The sequence below is a fragment of the Cryobacterium breve genome (assembly GCF_027594785.1).
Lineage (GTDB): Bacteria > Actinomycetota > Actinomycetes > Actinomycetales > Microbacteriaceae > Cryobacterium > Cryobacterium breve_A.
Window position 1 is genome coordinate 362,546 of record NZ_CP075584.1, and the last position, 18,180, is coordinate 380,725.

The window sequence follows — 18,180 nt, forward strand, 5'->3', positions numbered from 1 at the left end:
TCCTCCGGGAGCCGAAAGGTCGTGTGTGCCAGTGGCTCTCCTGTGGAGTGATCTGCGAGCGGATGTCCCGGTCAACCCGCACACGCCTGCCCCCGAAGCGAAGGGTGCGCCCGGTGTGCCCCGTTAGTCGTGAGGCATTCGATACGGCCGCCAGGGAGCTCGAGGCGTGGGACGACTCCGGCACCGAGCTGTGCGCTCCGTTCCTGAGGGTTCTCCCCGTCGACGGGGCGGCGATCTCCACACTCGGTGCGCCGTTCGGGACAGAGACGATCAGCGCGAGCGACGCGTTCGCCGCCCGGATCGACGAACTGCAGTTCGATCTCGGCGAGGGACCCTGCTGGAGGGCGCTGGCGACCAGGCGCCCGGTCCTCTCTCCCGACGTCCGGCTCGAGCAGAACGCGGCATGGCCGATGTTCCGCGCGGCACTCGGCGAAACGGATGTCGGGGGACTGTTCGCCTTCCCCCTCGTCATCGGAACGCTTGAGATCGGCGCCGTCGACCTCTACTCGTTCGTGGCGGGTCCACTGCCGCCGGACGCCGTCGCCGACGCGACGAGACTCGCGGATATCGTCGCACGGGTCGTGTTGCGCAGGGCGCTCCGGGGCTACGGTTCCGCCGGGAACGACTCGGATTGGACCGCTGTCGATGGACCCGATCCGGCCGCCCCGACGGAGCCGGAAGGCGAGGGATTCTCCCGCCGCGTGATCCACCAGGCCACCGGAATGATCCTCGCCCAGTTGGATCTGTCCGCCGCGGATGCGTTGCTGCTTCTGCGTGGATACGCTTTCTCGAACGCACGATCTGTGCGGTCCGTCGCCCACGATGTGGTCGCCCGGAAAATTGATTTCTCCACGGTCCTCTCACCTTAGGATTAGATTATGGTCACACAATCCCGGGAGGGTCAGCTCGTCGAGACCTTCGTCACGCTGGCCGACACGCTCGTCGTCGGCTATGACGTCGTCGACCTCCTGCAAACGCTCGTCGAGCGGTGCGCGCTCCTCTTCGGCGCATCGGCCGTCGGCATCATCCTCGTGGCCGGACGCGGTGAGTTCGAGGTCGTGGCCTCGACGAACGAGCGCACCCGGCTCGTGGAAATCCTCCAGCTGCGAGCGGGCGCCGGCCCCTGCGTCGAGTGCGTGACGACCGGTGCCGCCGTCGCCATTCCCGACCTCGACCTCGTCGCCCCGAAGTGGCCGGTCTTCCGGGCGGGCGCACTCGAACAGGGATTCCTGTCCATGCATGCCGTTCCGATGCACCTGCGGGCGACGACCATCGGGTCGCTCAACCTGTTCTGGGACCGTTTCGGCGGACTCGGCGCCGAGGACCTGCGCACGGTCCAGGCCCTCGCGGACACGGCGACGATCGGAATCCTGCAGGAACGGGCGATCCGCGAGAGCGATATCGCGCGCGCACAGCTGCAGCACGCTCTCAGCAGCCGCGTCGTGATCGAGCAGGCCAAGGGCGTCATCGCGTTCATGCACGACGTCGACATGAGCGAGGCGTTCACGATGCTCCGGAGTCACGCCAGGAGCCACAGCTTGCCGCTCGTCGAAGTGGCCGCGGCCGTAGTCGATCGAACCCTTCGCCTCTGAACCGGTTCTGCATATACTGTGACTGAGCCCCGGACCCCGGCTGCACTTGGACATTCCACTGAGGCAGTGAGGGAAGACGATGAAGCGCATATTCCATGCCGGGGGATCGGTCGTTACCGGGAGTGACCTTGCCGACGCGGTCATGCAGTACGCCGAAAGGCTCAGTACCAGAGGCCAGGTCGAAGTCGTGGACATTCCCGTCCTCGGCGACAGCGGACAGGTCGGACGGGCCCAGTTCCTGATCGGGGCGGCGAGCCAGTTGACGAGCGTCACGTCGCCGCCCGGTTTCCGCGAACTCGTCGACCCCGACATCACCGCGGGCCTGCGCAAGAAGGCTCTCGCTCCGATGGCCGTTGCGCAGGTCGGGTGGACCGGTGACGGTCTCGATGCTCCCCAGTTCGACGAATTCGACTACTGAGCATTACCCGCCTCTGCGTCGCGTGTGACTGCGTCGCCTCTGGCTAGGTCCCCGTGGGTCGACGCGGAATGACCGCGACCGGACAGGGCAGGTTGAGCAACACGTCGTGGCTCACCGAACCCAGGATGAGGCCGCCGACCGAGCGACGTCCGTGCGTGCCGACCACGAGCAGTTCCGCCTGGCCGGAGGCGTCGACGAGCGCGGCGGCAGCCGGTCCCGTTTCAAGGATCTCGACCACGTCGAGTCCCGGACGGGCGTCCCGCACCCGCTGGGCAGCGGTCGAGAGGGCCTCGGCATTGGCCGCACGCAAGACTTCATAGGGCACTGTCGCACCGAGGTCGACGGCAACCGTCATCGGGATCGACCAGGAGTGCACGATCCGAAGGCCGCGCCCGAGCCTGACCGCCTCGTCGGCCGCCCAGTCGAGGGCTTCGGTGCCGGCAGGATCGTTGTCGAGGCCCACGACGACCGGGCCGATTCGCGGCTGCCACGTCGCGGGAACCACGACGACCGGGCAGTGCGCATGCGCCGCGAGGCGGAGGGGGAGCGTCCCGTAGACGGCGCCGGCCAGGAGCCCGGTCTTGTTCGAGCCGATCACCAGCAGATCCGCCGAAGCGGACGCCCTGACCAGCTCGTCTACGGGAACTCCGTGCCGGATGTAGCTCGTCCTGCGGCACCCCGGCATCCGTTCCTCCACGTGCCTGGCGGCCGCGGCGAGCGCACGTTCGTACGCGGGCTGGAAGCTCACGGCGACGTCATGGGGAGACCAACCCAGTTCGACGACGGTCGTGAGTTCGAGCTCGATCGGCTCAGCGGACGATCCACCGGACGTGCGGGCGACCAACCGGGTCAGCGCCCAGTCGAGGGCGGCGGCGCTGGCCGGCCCGCCGTCGACAGCAACGATCATGTTCTCCGTCATGCCCGGAGTGTACTCTCGGGGTATTCGAGGGGCCCGCCGCCGGGCAGCGCGGCTACCATGGTGCGATGACATCCGCACGCAGCATCCGGGTCGTCCCGGGTCCCGGCCAGGAATCGGTGTGGGACTACCCACGCCCGCCCAGAATCGAACCCGTCTCCGCGGAAGTGGTGATCAGGTTCGGTGGGCGCGAGATCGCCCGCACCGTGAACGCCGTCCGCGTGCTCGAGACCAGCCACCCGCCGGCGTACTACCTGCCATCTGACGCCTTCCTCCCGGGGTCCCTCATTCCCGCGGCCGGCCGCTCGGTCTGCGAATACAAAGGAACCGCCTCGTACCTGACCGTCGTCTCCGGTGCGGCTCGCGCCGTCGGCGCGGCCTGGACCTATCTGGAGCCCGAGCCGGGGTTCGAAGCCCTCGCGGGCCGGATCGCACTCTATCCGGGGCGAATGGATCTCTGCACGATCGACGGCGAAGAGGTCCGGCCGCAGGCCGGATCCTTCTATGGCGGTTGGATCACCTCCAGCGTCGTCGGGCCGTTCAAGGGGGAGCCGGGCACCCTCGGCTGGTAGGCCTGCCCGGATTTCGGGCATCTGGCTACACTCGGGGCATGTCCGACAGGTACCCGAGGGGGCACGATCGCCCCGTTCCAGCCGAACCGTCCTCCCCAGGCGACGACGACGCGCTCACCGTCGAGTCTCCGGCCGTGATCGAACTCGGCATCGCGCCACCGGACGGGGGAGCGCCTCGGACGGCTGCGACCGAGATCGTGGGCTTCGGAGTCGACGACGACCTGCCGGACGACGCCGACGACGTGCCGACAGGGGTGGCCGCTCCGGTGCCGAGCCCGCGGGTCGACGACGACGAAATCGTCCTCGTTGATGCCGCCCTCGCCGAGGAACCGCGGCTCGTGATCGAGCGCTACGCGCAGGCGCCGACCCCGGTGGTGAATCGGGTCGGGCGAGCAAGTCGGGTGTTCCGCCTCTGGTTCGCGGTCACCGCATCCGTCGTCAGCGTCGCGGTCGGTGCGCGCCTGGCATACCTCGGTCTCAGCATCCGCCAGGTCGTGCTCGCGACCGTGCTCGGCATCGGGCTTTCCCTGATCCCCCTTGGCCTGGGAACCCTCGCCGGCCGCCGCAACGGCCAGTCGATGGTCATGCTGTCGCGTGCGACCTTCGGCGTGATCGGAAACCTCGTTCCCACCGCGTTCGCCCTGCTCGTGCGCATGGCGTGGGGAGCGTTGCTGCTCGCGATCCTCGGCCGCGCCGTGACAGCGGCCACCGGACCAGCGACGCGGATCTCGGGAGAGGTCAGAGACGGTTCTGTTCCGCTCGCCGCCCTTGCGGTCCTCATCGTGGCGACTGTGGTCGCGCTCTTCGGCTATGCGCTGATCCGGTCGGTGCAGGCCGTGCTCGCCGTCGCGGGGGCCGCCCTGGTGATCGCAGTGATGGTGCTCTCCGCCGGGCTCGTCGACATCGGTGCGGCGCTCTCCGTCCCGGACGGAAGCGGCTTCATGGTGCTGGGCGGGGTCACCCTCGTCTTCGCCTACCTCGGACTGGCCTGGGCGTCGAGCGGCGCAGACCTTGCCCGCTATCAGGGACGGTCGGGCTCGGGATCGGCCGCGGTCCTCTGGCTCTTCGCGGGGCTCGGGGTGCCTGCCCTCGTTCTCGCAGCCTGGGGAGCCCTGCTCGTCTCATCACAGAGCCAGCGGGGTGCGGACCTCGCCGTGGACCCGGTCGGAACCCTCGCTGCGCTCCTGCCCGCCGGTCTCGAATGGCCTCTTCTTCTGCTCGGGACGGTGACCGTGCTCTCGGCACTGATCCTGACCCTGTATTCGGGAGGCCTGGCAGCCGCCGCACTCTCGTCGGGAGTCCCGCGGGCCGCCGGTGTCGCGGTCACCGCGATCGGTGCGGCATTGCTCCTCCTGCCGTTCGGTGGACTCGGCGTCCGGGCGGCGTTCCTCACCGTGCCGCTGACACTCGCGATCCCGGTCGCGGCCTGGTCGGGGCTGTTCTCCGCCGAGACGTTCGTGCGGGCCAATCGCTACGACACCCGGAGTCTCCTCAAGCGCGGCGGGGCGTATGCGGACGTGCGCTGGGTCAATCTGGCCGCCTTCGTCGTCTTCAGCGCGATCGGCTGGGGGCTTCTCGTCCCGGGGGATGGCTGGTCGGCGTGGCAGGGCTACCTCTTCGCACCGCTGGGCATCGACCCGAGGGGGGAGTTCGCGGCGACAAACCCCGGCATCCTGATCGCCTTCGCCCTCGGCCTCGCAACTCCCCTGCTCGCGGGCATTCCCGCGATTCGCCGGCAGGAGAGCCTCAGGTCCCCGGCGTCCGCGCAGTGAGCCTCACGGGTAGGCTGACGGGGTGTCCTATTCGCTCGCAGAGATCACCCGGACCGTCCACGAGCTCTGGCCGTTGTCGGGTGCAGAGACGTGGGATGCACCGGGACTCGTGAGCGGCGACCCCACGAACCGGGTCGATTCCGTGCTCCTCGCGGTCGACGCCGTCTCCGCGACCGTGGATGAGGCGATCGAGACCGGCGTCGGCCTCCTCCTTGTCCACCATCCGCTCCTTCTTCGCGGGGTCACGTCCATCGCCGAAGACCGGTACAAAGGCGCCCTCCTGGCCCGGCTGATCAGGTCGGGCTGCGCACTCCTCGCCGCGCACACGAATGCCGACGTCGTCGTCGACGGTGTCTCCGACGTCTTCGCCACCCGGCTCGGGCTCGTGGACGCCCAGCCGATCACGTCCGGGACCGTTCCGGGGACCGGCATCGGGCGGGTCGGGGAACTCCCCACTCCCACCACCCTCGGCCAACTCGCCCGGCGCCTCGCGACGATCCTCCCCGCGACGGCGTCCGGGATCCGGGTCTCTGGCGAGTACAACGCCCCGGTCCGCACGGTCGCGCTGTGCGGCGGTGCGGGCGACTCGCTGCTCAAAGATCCGGCAGTGCTGGCAGCGGATGTCTTCATCACCGCCGACCTCAGACACCACCCGGCCTCCGAAGCCCGGGAACAGGCGCTGCTCGACGGAAACACGCCCGCACTGATCGACGTGTCACACTGGGCGAGCGAGTGGTTGTGGCTTGACACCGCCGCCGATGCGCTGAGGAACGCTTTTCCGGGCCTGCGGGTGGACGTGAGCGATCTGCGCACGGACCCGTGGGACTTCGTCATCGTGCAGTAGCCTGCACAACCCCACCGACAGTATCCGGCCACAGGGCCGGTCGAACTCAATACCCGTGAAGGTCAGGACACAAGTGAAGGCATCCCCCATCGAGCAGAAGGAGCTTCTCCGGCTCCAGGCCCTCGACATCAGGCTCCAGCAGGTCGATCACCAGACCAGGGCGCTCGCCCAGCACGCCGAACTCATCGCACTCGCCGCGACCGCGGACAAGACCCGGATGAGCCTCACGACCCTCCACGGTGAGGTCGAGGACGTGCGCCTCGAACTGAACCGGATCGAATCCGACGTTGAGGTCGTCGAGAAGCGCATCAAGCGCGACGACGAACGCCTGCAGGCCACGAGCTCGGTCAAGGACGTCCAGGCCCTTGACACCGAACTCGCCGCTCTCCGCAAGCGGCTGCTGGCGCTCGAGGAGATCGAGATCGCCGTGATGGAACGCCTCGAGGAACGGGAAGCGGCCGTCGCGGTCGTCGAAGCCGAACGCGACGCTCTCGCCGCCCGCGTCGAGGAGACCGAGATCTCGCGTGACGCCGACCTCGCCACCCTGCACCGCCAGGCTCGAGGAGGCTCCGCCGCGACCGGGCCGTGATCGCCGGCACGATCGCGCCGGATCTGGCGAGCCTCTACGAGAAGCTCTTCGTCAGCGGCCACGGCAACGCCGCCGCACTGTTGCGCCAGCGCACCTGCAGCGGCTGCACCATCACCCTCACCGGAAGCGACCTCGAGTCCGTGCGGTCGTCGGCGGCGGATGAGGTGCTGTTCTGCCCGGATTGCGGCGCGATCCTGGTGCGCACGGAGGAGTCCGGAATCTGATCCTGTAGTCTGGGATGAAGAATGGGTCGGCAAGACGGCCGCGTCAGCCGGTTCCCTTCGGGGGATCGGGTGCCGAGGAACGTCCGGGCTCCACAGAGCAGGGCGGTGGGTAACACCCACCCGGGGTAACCCGCGAGACAGTGCCACAGAAAGTAGACCGCCACCGTTTTTCGGTGGTAAGGGTGAAACGGTGGTGTAAGAGACCACCAGAGGCCAGGGTGACCTGGTCGGCTCGGTAAACCTCGTCCGGAGCAAGGTCACACAGGAAACGTTAAGGCGGCTCGCCGAGTTTCCGGGTAGACCGCTAGAGGGCTGCGGCAACGTAGTCCCGAGATAGATGGCCGTCCCCGGTGAAAACCGGGACAGAACCCGGCGTACCAGCCGGCCCATTCCCCCTTTTCCACCGATGGGGCCGCCCTCCCGAGTGCAGCGCCGCGCACCTTCTCCGGGCGATCCCGGTTCGGGTCTAGTTCAGGTCCTGCACCGTGAGGGCTGCCGCACCGAGGATGCCGGCGTTGTTCTTGTGCGCGGCCGGGACGATCGGCGTGTGCAGGGAGAGCAGCGGCAGGAAGTCGTCGTGGTGCTTGGAGACGCCGCCGCCGACGACGAACAGGTCGGGGGAGAAGAGCGCCTCAAGGGTCGAGTAGTACTTCTGCAGCCGCGTGGCCCAGGCCGACCAGGAGAGGTTCTCCCGTTCCCGTGCCGAGTAGGAGGCGCGGGTCTCGTAGTCGACGCCGTCGATCTGCAGGTGACCGAGTTCGGTGTTGGGCACGAGGACCCCGTCGTTCAGGAGTGCCGTGCCGATGCCGGTGCCGAGCGTGGTCAGGATCACCACGCCATCCACCCCCTGTGCTGCGCCGAATTGGGATTCGGCGTACCCCGCTGCGTCCGCGTCGTTCACGAACGTGACGGGCGTGCCGAGGCTTCTCGCGAACAGGGCGGAGGCCTCGAGGCCGATCCACTTCTTGGACACGTTGGCGGCGGACATCGTGCGGCCGTGCCTGACGACGGCGGGGAAACAGATTCCGACGGGGACATCCGTCACTCCCGCCGCGGCACCGACCCTTTCGAGGATGACGCGGGTCGTTTCGACGATGTCGGCTGGACGGCCGCCCTTGGGTGTGGGGAGCTTGACCCGGTCGGTCAGCAGGGCGCCCGTCGCAAGATCGACGAGGGCCCCCTTGATTCCGGTCCCGCCGATGTCGATGCCGATGGCCGTCTGAGAATTCATAGTAGAAAACCTATCGTCTAGGGAAGGGTCAAGACCTCTGCGCCGCGTTCGGTCACGACCAGGGTGTGCTCGAACTGGGCCGTGATGCTCTTATCCCTGGTCGTCACGGTCCAGTCATCCGCCCACAGGTCCCAGTCCGTGCCGCCGAGGGTGAGCATCGGTTCGATCGTGAAGACCATGCCGACCTCCATCACGGTGTCGTACTGCGGGGCAGAGTCGTAGTGGGGGACGATCAGGCCGGAGTGGAACGCCTCGCCGACGCCGTGGCCGGTGAAGTCCCGCACAACGCCGTAGCCGAACCGCTTCGCATACGACTCGATGGTCCGGCCGATCACGTTGACCTGGCGGCCGGGGGCGACGGCCTTGATGCCGCGGGCGAGCGCCTCCCTCGTGCGGTCGACGAGGAGCGTGACCGCCTCGCTCGCCTCGCCGACGATGAACGTGACGTTCGTGTCTCCATGGACGCCGTTCTTGGAAGGCGGTGATGTCGATGTTGACGATGTCGCCGTTTTCGAGGACCGTCGTGTCGGGGATGCCGTGGCAGATGACCTCGTTCACCGAGCCTGCACAGCGACTTCGGGTAGCCCCGGTAGCCGAGCGTGGACGGGTATGCGTCGTGCTCGATCAGGAACTCGTGGCCGATGCGGTCGAGCTCTTCGGTGGTCACGCCGGGGCGGATTCCTCTGCCGACCGCCTCGATCGCCTCAGCGGCGATCCGGCCGGCCTCACGGATCAGTTCGATCTTCGCGGCGGGGTACACGTCGGAGCCGGTGAACGGCCTGGGAGCCGGGTGGCCGACGTACTCCGGACGGGGGATCCTGGTGGGGACGGGACGGGTGGGGGAGACCGGGCCTGGCAACAGGTGACCGGCGGAATCCTTAGGCATAGGATCTAGCTTATGGCCGAAGATACTGAGCACCAGTTCTGGTACAACCTGCGCACGGGCGCCGTCGAAGAGGGAATGGTCTCTCTCGCCGTCGATCGTGTCGGGCCGTTCGCAACCCGCGACGAGGCCGCCCATGCCCTCGAGAAGCTCCGCGCGAACAGCGCCAAGTGGGCGGCGGAGGACGCTGCGGAGGACCGCTGACCGCTATTCGTAGCTGTGCTCGGGACCGGGGTACACGCCGGTCTCGACGTCCGACTTGAACTGGTGCACCGCATCCGTGAGGACGCTGCGCACGTTGGCATACTGCCGCACGAAACGCGGCACCCGGCCCTCGGTCATGCCGGCGAAGTCCGTCCAGACCAGGAGCTGGCCGTCGACGTCGGGCCCGGCCCCCACGCCGATCGTGGGAATCTCGAGCTTGCTGGTCACCTCTGCCGCAACGGTGGCCGGCACCATCTCCAGGACGACCGCGAACGCGCCGGCGTCCTGGACAGCGAGGGCGTCTTCGAGGAGTTGCTCTGCGGCGTCGCCGCGACCCTGGATGATGTGGCCGCCGAGGCCGTGCTCGCTCTGCGGCGTGAAGCCGATGTGGGCCATCACGGGGATTCCGCTCGTGACGATGCGCTTGATCTGCTTGTGGCTGCGCACTCCTCCCTCGAGCTTGACCGCGTGCGCCTGCGCTTCCTTCATGAACCGCACCGCCGTGTGAAGCGCCTCGGTCTGCCCGGTCTCGTATGAGCCGAAGGGCATGTCGGCGACGACAAGGGCGCGGGTGACGGCCCGCGCGACCGCGCGGGTGAGCGGGATCAGTTCGTCGACGGTGACGGGGAGCGTCGTCTCGTAGCCGAAGACGTTGTTGCCTGCCGAGTCGCCGACCAGGAGGAAATCAATCCCTGCCTGGTCGAAGATCTGGGCCGTGAGCATGTCGTAGCTGGTCAGGCCGGTAATCGGGATGCCATGTTGCTTCGCGTTCGAGAAGTGGCGGGTGCGCACCCGCTTGGGTCCTGCCGGAGCGGGAACGAAGGGATTCAGATCATTGACGGAACGGGGAGCGTCTGACGCGGTCGACTCTGGCATGCCTCCAGTGTAGCCAGCGACCGATTCCGCTCACGGGGGCCCTTTTCGCACGCGAGGTCACGACAGCCAGTAACCTAGTGATCAACAAGAAAGGGCGTGGATGGACAAGCAGCGCGACTTCGTTCTTCGTACCATCGAGGAACGGGGCATCAAGTTCATTCGTCTCTGGTTCACGGACGTCGTCGGCACGTTGAAATCGGTTGCGATCGCACCGGCCGAGGTCGAGGGCGCATTCGCGGAAGGTCTCGGTTTTGACGGCTCGGCCATCGAGGGCCTGACCCGGTCCTTCGAAGCGGATGTCCTCGCGCATCCGGATCCCACAACGTTCCAGATCCTGCCGTGGCGGGGCGAAGTCGACCCGACCGCGCGCATGTTCTGCGATATCACAACCCCGGACGGGCAGCCTGCGGTTGCCGACCCGCGCAACGTGCTCAAGCGCACGCTCGCCAAAGCGGCGGATCGCGGCTTCACGTTCTACACGCATCCGGAGATCGAGTTCTACCTGCTGAAATCGTCGAAGTACGGCAAGGACGGGCCCGTTCCCGTCGACTCCGCCGGTTACTTCGACAACGTCCCCGGCGGGACCGCGCACGACTTCCGGCGCCGCTCCGTGCGGATGCTCGAAGAACTCGGCATCTCCGTGGAGTTCAGCCACCACGAAGCCGGCCCCGGCCAGAACGAGATCGACCTCCGCTACGCGGACGCTCTGTCGACGGCCGACAACATCATGACCTTCCGCACGGTCATCAAGGAGGTCGCCATCGAGCAGGGCGTCTACGCGACGTTCATGCCGAAGCCGATGTCCGACCAGCCAGGCTCTGGCATGCACACCCACCTCTCCCTGTTCGAGGGCGAGACGAACGCCTTCTACGAGGCGGGCGCGCAGTACCAGCTGTCCCGCACGGGGCGCCAGTTCATCGCGGGCCTGCTCAAGCACGCGCCGGAGATCACCGCGGTCACGAACCAGTTCGTGAACTCGTACAAGCGGCTCTGGGGTGGCGACGAGGCCCCGAGCTTCGTGTGCTGGGGCCACAACAACCGGTCCGCGCTCATCCGCGTTCCGCTGTACAAGCCGAACAAGGGCAACAGTTCCCGCATCGAATACCGGGCGATCGATTCCGCGGCGAACCCGTATCTCGCATACTCGCTCATGCTCGCTGCCGGACTCAAGGGCATCGAAGAGGGCTACGAACTGCCGCCGGAAGCGGAGGACAACGTCTGGGGTCTCAGCGACACCGAACGTCGCGCCCTCGGCTACCGCCAGTTGCCGGCAAGCCTGGACCACGCCATCCAGTTCATGGAGGAATCCGAACTCGTCGCCGAGACCCTGGGCGAGCACGTGTTCAACTACGTGCTGCTCAACAAGCGACAGGAGTGGAAGGAATACCGCTCCCAGGTGACTCCGTTCGAGCCTGCAAAAGAACCTCGAGATGTTGTAGCGCACGATGGCGCGAGAGGCGCTGACCCTCACCGAACTCGCGAGGGTCGGCTTCGCTGATCTCGGTGAGGTCCGGGCGTGCCTCGACGAGGTCCTCAGCCTCGGCGGACCCGATTCTGCAGAGCTGTTGCCGTTGCTCGCGCGCACGGCGAGCCCGGACGCGGCACTCTCGGGCCTGATCAATCTGCTCCGGCAGGCGCCGACGGAACTCCTGGCGCTCCTGGCGTGCCCGGGTGCACCCGTTCGCCTCCTCCTCGTGCTCGGCGCGTCCCGCGGCCTGACCGAATTCTTCCTGCGGCATCCGGAGGAGCTCGGCGTCCTCGCCACCCGGTCACAGGTCCTTCCCGGACCAGAGGAGCCTCACCCGGGACCTGCTCGCCGCGGTCGGCGCCGTCGACGGCGTCGCGACCCTCGTCGACGACGCCGGCTGGGTGGCACTGCGGGTGCGATATCGGCGGAGGCTCGCGGAGGTCGCCGCGTTCGATCTCGAGCAGGCCGACCCGGTCGCCGGCCTCGACGGCGTCGCGCGGGTGCTGTCCGATCTCGCCGCAGCGGCGCTCGAGGGCTCCCTCGCGGTGGCTCGCGCGATGTCGTCGGCGCCCGTTGCCGCGCCTGGCGTCTTCCCCGTCGACCAGGTACGCGCGACCCGGCTCGCCGTGATCGGCATGGGCAAGGCCGGAGCCAGGGAACTCAACTACGTCAGCGACGTCGATGTCATCTTCGTCGCGGAGGCAGACCCCGACTCCGGGCTCGAATCCGGCCGTGCCGTCGACATCGCGACCAGGCTGGCGATCCTGCTGATGCGCGGGCTCAACCAGCCGACACTCGAACCCGAGCTGTGGGAGGTCGACCCGAACCTGCGCCCTGAGGGAAAGTCGGGGGCACTCGTGCGTTCCCTGGACTCGCACATCGCGTACTACGAGCGGTGGGCGAAGAGCTGGGAGTTCCAGGCCCTCCTCAAGGCGAGGCCGCTCGCCGGCCATGCCGGGCTCGGAGAACGGTACCTCGCGGCCGTGGGGCCGAAGGTGTGGACGAGCGCCAGCCGGGAGAACTTCGTCGAGTCGGTCCAGCGGATGCGGGAACGGGTGACCGACAACATCCCCGACGACGAGGTCGACGTTCAGGCTCAAGCTCGGCCCCGGCGGGCTGCGCGACATCGAGTTCACCGTCCAGCTCCTCCAGCTCGTTCACGGGCAGGCCGATGAGGGCGTCCGCCAGGCCGGGACGCTCCCCGCACTCGCAGCCCTCGCCGAATCCGGCTACGTCGGCCGTGCGGAGGCGGCGGAATTCTCCCAGGACTACCGGATGCTGCGGTTGATGGAACACCGCCTGCAGGCTCTACCGGCTGCGGCGCACCCACCTCGTGCCGCGGGACGAGGCGAGCCTGCGCATCCTCGCCCGTGCGACCGGGCTCGCCGCGGGCGCCGCCCAGCTGAGCACGCGGTGGGCGGACACGAAACACCGGGTGCGCGGACTGCATGAGCGCCTGTTCTACCGGCCGTTGCTCTCCGCCGTCGCTGCGCTCCCCGACGGCGACCTCGTCCTCACGAGCGCGCAGGCGGAGGCCAGGCTCGCGGCGATCGGGTTCCGCGACACCAAGGGCGCCTTCGCCCACATCGCGGCACTCACGGGCGGCGTGTCGCGGCGTGCGACGATCCAGCGCCACCTTCTTCCCGTGCTCCTGCAGTGGTTCTCGGAAGGTGCAGACCCCGACTACGGCCTGCTGGCCTTTCGGCGACTCAGCGACAGTCTCGGATCGACGTACTGGTTCCTCCGGATGCTCCGTGATTCCTCCGGCGCCGCCGAACGGCTCACCCGGGTGCTGTCCTCCTCCCGATTCGTCGGCGAACTCCTCGAAACGATTCCGGAATCGGTCGCGTGGCTCGAGAACGAGAACGACCTGCGCCCACGACCCCTCACCGTGCTGCGTGAGGAGACCCGCGCGGTCCTGGCCCGCCACCAGACACCGGATGCCGCGGCATCCGTCCTGCGGACGGCCAGGCGCCGCGAGATCCTGCGCCTGGCGTTCTCGTCCATCCTCGGGCGGATCAGCATCGACCAGCTCGCGACGGGCCTCACCGACGTCACCGCGACGGTGATCGAGGGTGTCACGGCTGCGATCCGCGGCACCGGCCTCCGCGGTGAGCCGGACGGGGACGCCGACGGCATCGAATTCGCGGTGATCGGCATGGGTCGCTTCGGGGGAGCGGAGCTGGGCTTCGGCTCGGACGCCGACGTGATGTACGTGTTCCGGGCGGGAGTCGTCACGGGCGAGGCCGCTCACACCCGGGCGATGTTCATCGCCCGCGAACTCAAACGTCTCACGGAGGACAGCCGCCTGCCGCTCGACCTCGACCTCGGGCTGCGTCCGGAGGGAAAGAACGGTGCCGTCGCCCGCTCCCTCGACTCCTACGAGGCCTACTACCGGCGCTGGTCGCTGACCTGGGAAGCGCAAGCGCTCCTCCGGGGCAGGGGCGTCGCCGGGGATGCCCGCCTTCTCGCCGACTTCGAGGCCCTCGCTGACTCGGTTCGCTTCCCCGTTGCGATCGACGACCAGGCGGTCAGGGAGATCAAACGGATGAAGGCGCGCGTCGAGAAGGAACGGCTGCCGCAGGGCGCAGACCCGAACCGTCATCTCAAGCTCGGGCGCGGTTCGCTCAGTGACGTCGAGTGGTTCGTCCAGTTGCTGCAGCTTCAGCACGCAGCGGCGATCCCCGAACTGCGCACGCACTCGACCCTCGGCGCCCTGCACGCCGCCGCCAGGGCCGGGCTCGTGAGCGATGCCGATGCCGAGACCCTCCGGGCGGCGTGGATCTTCGCCTCCCGGTGCCGTTCGGCCATGACCCTGTGGATGAACCGGACCGCGGACACGCTCCCGACCGATCGCATCCAGCTCGAGGGCATCGCCCGGATCCTCGAATACCCGCCGGGATCCGCCAACCGGCTCGAGGACGACTACCTCGCCGTCACCCGGCGTGCCCGCGCCGTGTTCGAGCGTCGTTTCTACGGCCCGGTCGAACACGCGGGACCCTTCGCCGGGTAGATATCCAGCCGATTCACGGCGACGATTCAGGCTGTTCCCGACCAAGACCGGGTGACGGATTGGGTCGGCCAGGTTAAATCCCGGAGAACTGTCATCGTCGAAAGCTCCGTACTCGTTCGGATCTGGGCGGCGTGAGGCCGGCCGGGACCTCCGGATCCGGCGCACGGCGACGTCGGAAGCTGTGACGTGCGTGACACGCAGCCGCACACGATGGCTCGGCGGAATACGGCGTTCACCTGTGCATTGGGTGCGCTTGCGCCTGCGCACAGAGGGGGAGAAGATCGGCGGCGGGTCTCGGTCCTGGTGTGCCGGTGACGCGTCCCGGCCCGTTTTCGACGGTCCGGCGGCCCGCGACGCGAGCGTCACGCCGCGCGTGTCGCGCATTTGCGCCCCGGGCGGGGGGCGGTCACTATTCAGGTACCCCGAAACACAAACCGTCCTCACTGCCGCGGACTTCAGCGTGACTAATGAGAATCGGGGTTCGTCATGTTCATCTTCATCCTGCAAATCCGGCACATGCTGGAGGGGCATCCAGAGGTCTACATGTTCGCCGTGTACTCGGCGCTCATCTGGTTCGTCTGGCTCCTGAAAGTCATCCTGTCCTCGAGGTATCGCCCGTACACCGAGTCCTGTGACCTCACCACCAGCGTCGTCGTGCCCGTGCTCGACGAACCTCTCGACCTCTTCCGCGACGTGATCGGTCGAATGGTCGAACAGCGGCCCGGCGAGATCATCGTCGTGATCAACGGCCCGGAGAATCCGGGTCTCGTCACGGTGTGCGAGGAGTTCGCCCCACTCGTCCGCTGGGTACACACGCCCATCCCCGGCAAGCGCAACGCCGTGATGATCGGCACCACGTTGTCGACGGGGGACATCACGATCCTCGTCGACTCCGACACGGTGTGGATGCCGAACGCCCTCGAGGAGCTCATCAAGCCGTTCGCCGACGAGAAGGTCGGCGGCGTCACCACCCGGCAGCGGATCCTCGATCCGGACCGCAACTGGATCACGCGGTGGGCGGACTGGCTCGAGAATTCCCGCGCCCTGTACTCGATGCCGGCGCAGAGCGTCGTCGGCCAGGTCGGCTGCCTCCCCGGGCGCACCATCGCGTTCCGGCGGACGATCATGATGCGGGTGATGGACAAGTTCATGACCGAGAAGTTCATGGGCGTCTTCCTCGAAGTCTCCGACGACCGCACCCTGACCAACCTCACCCTCAAAGAGGGATACCGCACGGTCTACCAGCACACGAGTCTCGTCTACACGGACGCACCCCTGAAGGTGAAGAAGCTCTTCAAGCAGCAGCTGCGGTGGGCTCGCGGAAGCCAGTACAACACCCTGCGGATGCTCCCGTGGATGCTAGGCCATGCCCCGCTCCTCGCGTTCTTCATGGTGTTGGACATCGCGCTGCCATTCATTCTCGCCGGGGTCTTCCTCGGCTGGATCTACCGGTCGGTGACCGGCCAGGGCTTCAACTTCTACCAGGGCTTCCTCGACGAATACGGTGTCCAGGGCGGACTCGTCACCGTCGTCCTGCTGATGGTGGCCTCGTCTGTGGTCAGCATGGCGATCCGTCAGGTCCGCCACCTCGCGGAGAAGCCGACGGATTTCTTCCGGCTCCCAGTCTTCATCCTCATTTCGACCTTCTTCCTCATGCCGATCCGGCTGTTCGGCTTCTTCCGGATGGCGCACGCGAGCGGCTGGGGAACCAGGTCAGGCGCGTACGCAGGGGGGACAGGCGGCACCGACACCGACCTGTCGAATCTCAGGTCATCCGAGAACCCCGCATCGTCACCGGTGCGGCTCGGGGCGACCATTCCCACCGACTTCGATCCCGAGTTCGAAACCGAATTCGCCGAGGCCAGGCTCCTACCCCGGTGACGACCTCGTGGTGCGTCTCGGGTTCGACGACGGCAGAGGGCAGACCCGTGTCCTCGAGCGGCCGGTCGTGAAGGTCGCATCGAGCGAGGTCGTGCGGCGCACCCGTCCGATCCACCGTCACAACCTCAAGGCCGGCATTCCCTATCTCATCGGCTTTTCGATTCTGTTCCTGGAGGCGTTCTTCATTGTCTAAGCAACCATCCTGGTGGGCCGCCACGTCGGCCCAGTCACGCCGGTCCGGTGTGGGCATCATCGCGCTCGTAGTCGTCCTCGCCACCCTCTCCTGGGTCGTCTGGTCTTCACCGGGAAGCCCCGTCTCCCAGGCACTGTCCGCGGTCATCTCGGGAACAGAACAAGCCGACGGTTCCCTCGTGGCGCAGAACAAGGATTTGAAGGCGCAACTCACCGCCCTCCAGGGCCGGCTCAACACGCGCTCCAGCGAACTGGCCCGTGCCAAGCAGGCCGCGTCCGTCGTCGCCGCGGGCAACACCAAAGGACTCGCCACCGCTCAGGAGCGGGTGCGCGCCGCCGAGAGCGCACTCCTGGGAGCCCAGAACGAGGTCGCCCAGCTCGCGGCCCAAGCGGATGCCGCGCACGCCGCGCCCGTCGCGGGTCCCGGCAAGGCGCCAACGGTGAAGACCGGGTCCAGCACCGCAAGCGTGACGCCGATCTCGGCGCCGACTCTGGCTGAGATCCGGAATCCCACGAGCCGCTTCTTCGGCATGTACACGCAGCAGGCGCCGTTCAACTGGGCGACGTTCGATGCGACGAGCGTGAGCGTCGGCGTGCAGCCGACGGTGACGGGTTACTTCAGCGGCTGGGACGAGGCATTCCGGTCCGAAGCCGTCACCCGGGCCTGGGCCCACGGTTCCATGCCGTTGATGACCTGGGAATCACGTCCGATCAACGCCAAGAACGGCGTCACGGACGCGCCGGACTATTCGCTGCCGAACATCATCGACGGCTCGTTCGACGAGTACCTGCACCAGTACGCCAAGGATGTCGTGGCAACCGGCCTTCCGGTCGCCATCCGGTTCGACCACGAGATGAACTCGGTGTGGTACCCGTGGGCGGAGGATAACGGGAGGGGTAAAGCCATCAACGGCAATAACCCGGGCGACTTCGTGAAGATGTGGCACCACGTGCACGACATCTTCGAGACCGAGGGCGCGAACCAGTTCGCCCTGTGGGTGTGGGCACCGAACATCATCAACAACCTGACGGCGACCCACCAGACCCCCGAATACCTGGCCAGCATGTACCCCGGCGATGACTACGTCGACTGGGTCGGCCTGTCCGGGTACCTGCGCCCGCCGACAAGCACGGACACCAGGAACAACTACACCTTCGACTACACCTTCGGTCGGAGCCTGGCCCAGCTGCGCCAGCTCACCGGGAAGCCCATCGTGCTCGCCGAGGTGGGCGCGACCGAGACCGGTGGCCACAAGGTCGCGTGGATCACGAGCCTGTTCGAATCGCTCGCGAAACCGGAGAACGACGACATCATCGGCGTCTCGTGGTTCGACCTCGCGGTCTCGAGCTTCGTCGGCGGGGAGCTCAGCACCAATGACTGGCGCATCGACTCCCGGCCGGAGAGCCTCGCCGCATTCAGTGCGGGATTGAGTAACCCGGCGGCCAACTTCACCCTGGTACCCGCCAAGTGACCCTCGAACCCACCGACCGTACTCCGCACCACC

The 18,180-nt window shown here is 67.6% G+C and carries 15 protein-coding genes, 1 other RNA gene and 3 pseudogenes; 15 read left to right on the top strand and 4 right to left on the bottom strand.

What is annotated here, in order from left to right; translation table 11 throughout:
* Positions 1-113 precede the first annotated feature (113 nt).
* The 3 genes from KIV56_RS01720 to KIV56_RS01730 all read left to right on the top strand — a co-directional run bounded on the left by KIV56_RS01720 (position 114) and on the right by KIV56_RS01730 (position 2,010).
* A complete protein-coding gene (locus KIV56_RS01720; RefSeq protein WP_281534925.1) occupies positions 114-869 on the top strand; it encodes a GAF domain-containing protein in 756 nt (251 codons plus the stop codon).
* A gap of 9 nt (positions 870-878) precedes the next feature.
* Positions 879-1,592: a GAF and ANTAR domain-containing protein gene (locus KIV56_RS01725; RefSeq protein WP_281534926.1), complete on the top strand. Its 714-nt coding sequence runs from the start codon at positions 879-881 to the stop codon at positions 1,590-1,592.
* A gap of 142 nt (positions 1,593-1,734) precedes the next feature.
* Complete coding sequence (locus KIV56_RS01730; protein ID WP_281534927.1) at positions 1,735-2,010, top strand: hypothetical protein; 276 nt, start codon at positions 1,735-1,737, stop codon at positions 2,008-2,010.
* Positions 2,011-2,053: 43 nt separating this feature from the next.
* Here KIV56_RS01730 and KIV56_RS01735 read toward each other — a convergent pair whose 3' ends face one another.
* Positions 2,054-2,929 carry a universal stress protein gene (locus KIV56_RS01735; protein WP_281534928.1) on the bottom strand — a complete coding sequence of 292 codons (876 nt, stop codon included), beginning with the start codon at positions 2,927-2,929 and terminating at the stop codon, positions 2,054-2,056.
* A gap of 65 nt (positions 2,930-2,994) precedes the next feature.
* Here KIV56_RS01735 and KIV56_RS01740 point away from each other — a divergent pair, with 65 nt between their 5' ends.
* The 6 genes from KIV56_RS01740 to rnpB all read left to right on the top strand — a co-directional run bounded on the left by KIV56_RS01740 (position 2,995) and on the right by rnpB (position 7,320).
* Positions 2,995-3,498: a DUF427 domain-containing protein gene (locus tag KIV56_RS01740; protein ID WP_281534929.1), complete on the top strand. Its 504-nt coding sequence runs from the start codon at positions 2,995-2,997 to the stop codon at positions 3,496-3,498.
* Positions 3,499-3,536: 38 nt separating this feature from the next.
* Entirely contained in the window at positions 3,537-5,270 is a 1,734-nt protein-coding gene (locus tag KIV56_RS01745; protein WP_281534930.1) for a purine-cytosine permease family protein, read from the top strand.
* Positions 5,271-5,292: 22 nt separating this feature from the next.
* Positions 5,293-6,114, top strand: a complete 822-nt coding sequence (locus tag KIV56_RS01750) for a Nif3-like dinuclear metal center hexameric protein (protein WP_281534931.1) — start codon at positions 5,293-5,295, stop codon at positions 6,112-6,114.
* A 73-nt stretch (positions 6,115-6,187) separates the two neighbouring features.
* Complete coding sequence (locus KIV56_RS01755; protein WP_281534932.1) at positions 6,188-6,703, top strand: zinc ribbon domain-containing protein; 516 nt, start codon at positions 6,188-6,190, stop codon at positions 6,701-6,703.
* The gene (locus KIV56_RS01760; RefSeq protein ID WP_281534933.1) at positions 6,700-6,927 is read left to right on the top strand and encodes a zinc ribbon domain-containing protein; all 228 of its coding nucleotides are present in this window, start codon (positions 6,700-6,702) and stop codon (positions 6,925-6,927) included. Before KIV56_RS01755 ends, KIV56_RS01760 begins: the two co-directional genes overlap by 4 nt.
* A gap of 22 nt (positions 6,928-6,949) precedes the next feature.
* Positions 6,950-7,320, top strand: an RNA gene (rnpB, locus tag KIV56_RS01765) — RNase P RNA component class A.
* 73 nt (positions 7,321-7,393) lie between these two features.
* Here the strand turns inward: rnpB and ppgK are convergent.
* Both ppgK and map read right to left on the bottom strand, forming a co-directional pair.
* Positions 7,394-8,158 (bottom strand): polyphosphate--glucose phosphotransferase, encoded by a 765-nt coding sequence (ppgK, locus tag KIV56_RS01770; RefSeq protein ID WP_281534934.1) that lies wholly within the window; start codon positions 8,156-8,158, stop codon positions 7,394-7,396.
* A gap of 17 nt (positions 8,159-8,175) precedes the next feature.
* Positions 8,176-9,044 (bottom strand): annotated as a pseudogene (gene map / locus KIV56_RS01775) (type I methionyl aminopeptidase).
* A gap of 12 nt (positions 9,045-9,056) precedes the next feature.
* On the opposite strand from map, the gene KIV56_RS01780 reads away from it, so the two are divergent.
* Complete coding sequence (locus tag KIV56_RS01780; RefSeq protein WP_281534935.1) at positions 9,057-9,245, top strand: SPOR domain-containing protein; 189 nt, start codon at positions 9,057-9,059, stop codon at positions 9,243-9,245.
* 3 nt (positions 9,246-9,248) lie between these two features.
* On the opposite strand, the gene panB is transcribed toward KIV56_RS01780, so the two are convergent.
* Positions 9,249-10,121, bottom strand: a complete 873-nt coding sequence (gene panB / locus KIV56_RS01785; protein WP_281534936.1) for a 3-methyl-2-oxobutanoate hydroxymethyltransferase — start codon at positions 10,119-10,121, stop codon at positions 9,249-9,251.
* 100 nt (positions 10,122-10,221) lie between these two features.
* On the opposite strand from panB, the pseudogene KIV56_RS01790 reads away from it, so the two are divergent.
* The 5 genes and pseudogenes from KIV56_RS01790 (at position 10,222) to KIV56_RS01810 (ending at position 18,147) form a co-directional block, all read left to right on the top strand.
* Positions 10,222-11,560 (top strand): annotated as a pseudogene (locus KIV56_RS01790) (glutamine synthetase family protein).
* Positions 11,561-11,566: 6 nt separating this feature from the next.
* Positions 11,567-14,602 (top strand): annotated as a pseudogene (locus KIV56_RS01795) (bifunctional [glutamine synthetase] adenylyltransferase/[glutamine synthetase]-adenylyl-L-tyrosine phosphorylase).
* A gap of 486 nt (positions 14,603-15,088) precedes the next feature.
* Positions 15,089-16,483 (top strand): glycosyltransferase, encoded by a 1,395-nt coding sequence (locus KIV56_RS01800; protein WP_281534938.1) that lies wholly within the window; start codon positions 15,089-15,091, stop codon positions 16,481-16,483.
* 67 nt (positions 16,484-16,550) lie between these two features.
* Positions 16,551-16,676 (top strand): hypothetical protein, encoded by a 126-nt coding sequence (locus KIV56_RS01805; RefSeq protein WP_281534939.1) that lies wholly within the window; start codon positions 16,551-16,553, stop codon positions 16,674-16,676.
* Positions 16,669-18,147, top strand: coding sequence for a glycoside hydrolase family 26 protein (locus KIV56_RS01810; RefSeq protein WP_281534940.1), 1,479 nt, complete (start codon positions 16,669-16,671; stop codon positions 18,145-18,147). Before KIV56_RS01805 ends, KIV56_RS01810 begins: the two co-directional genes overlap by 8 nt.
* Positions 18,148-18,180: the final 33 nt, after the last annotated feature.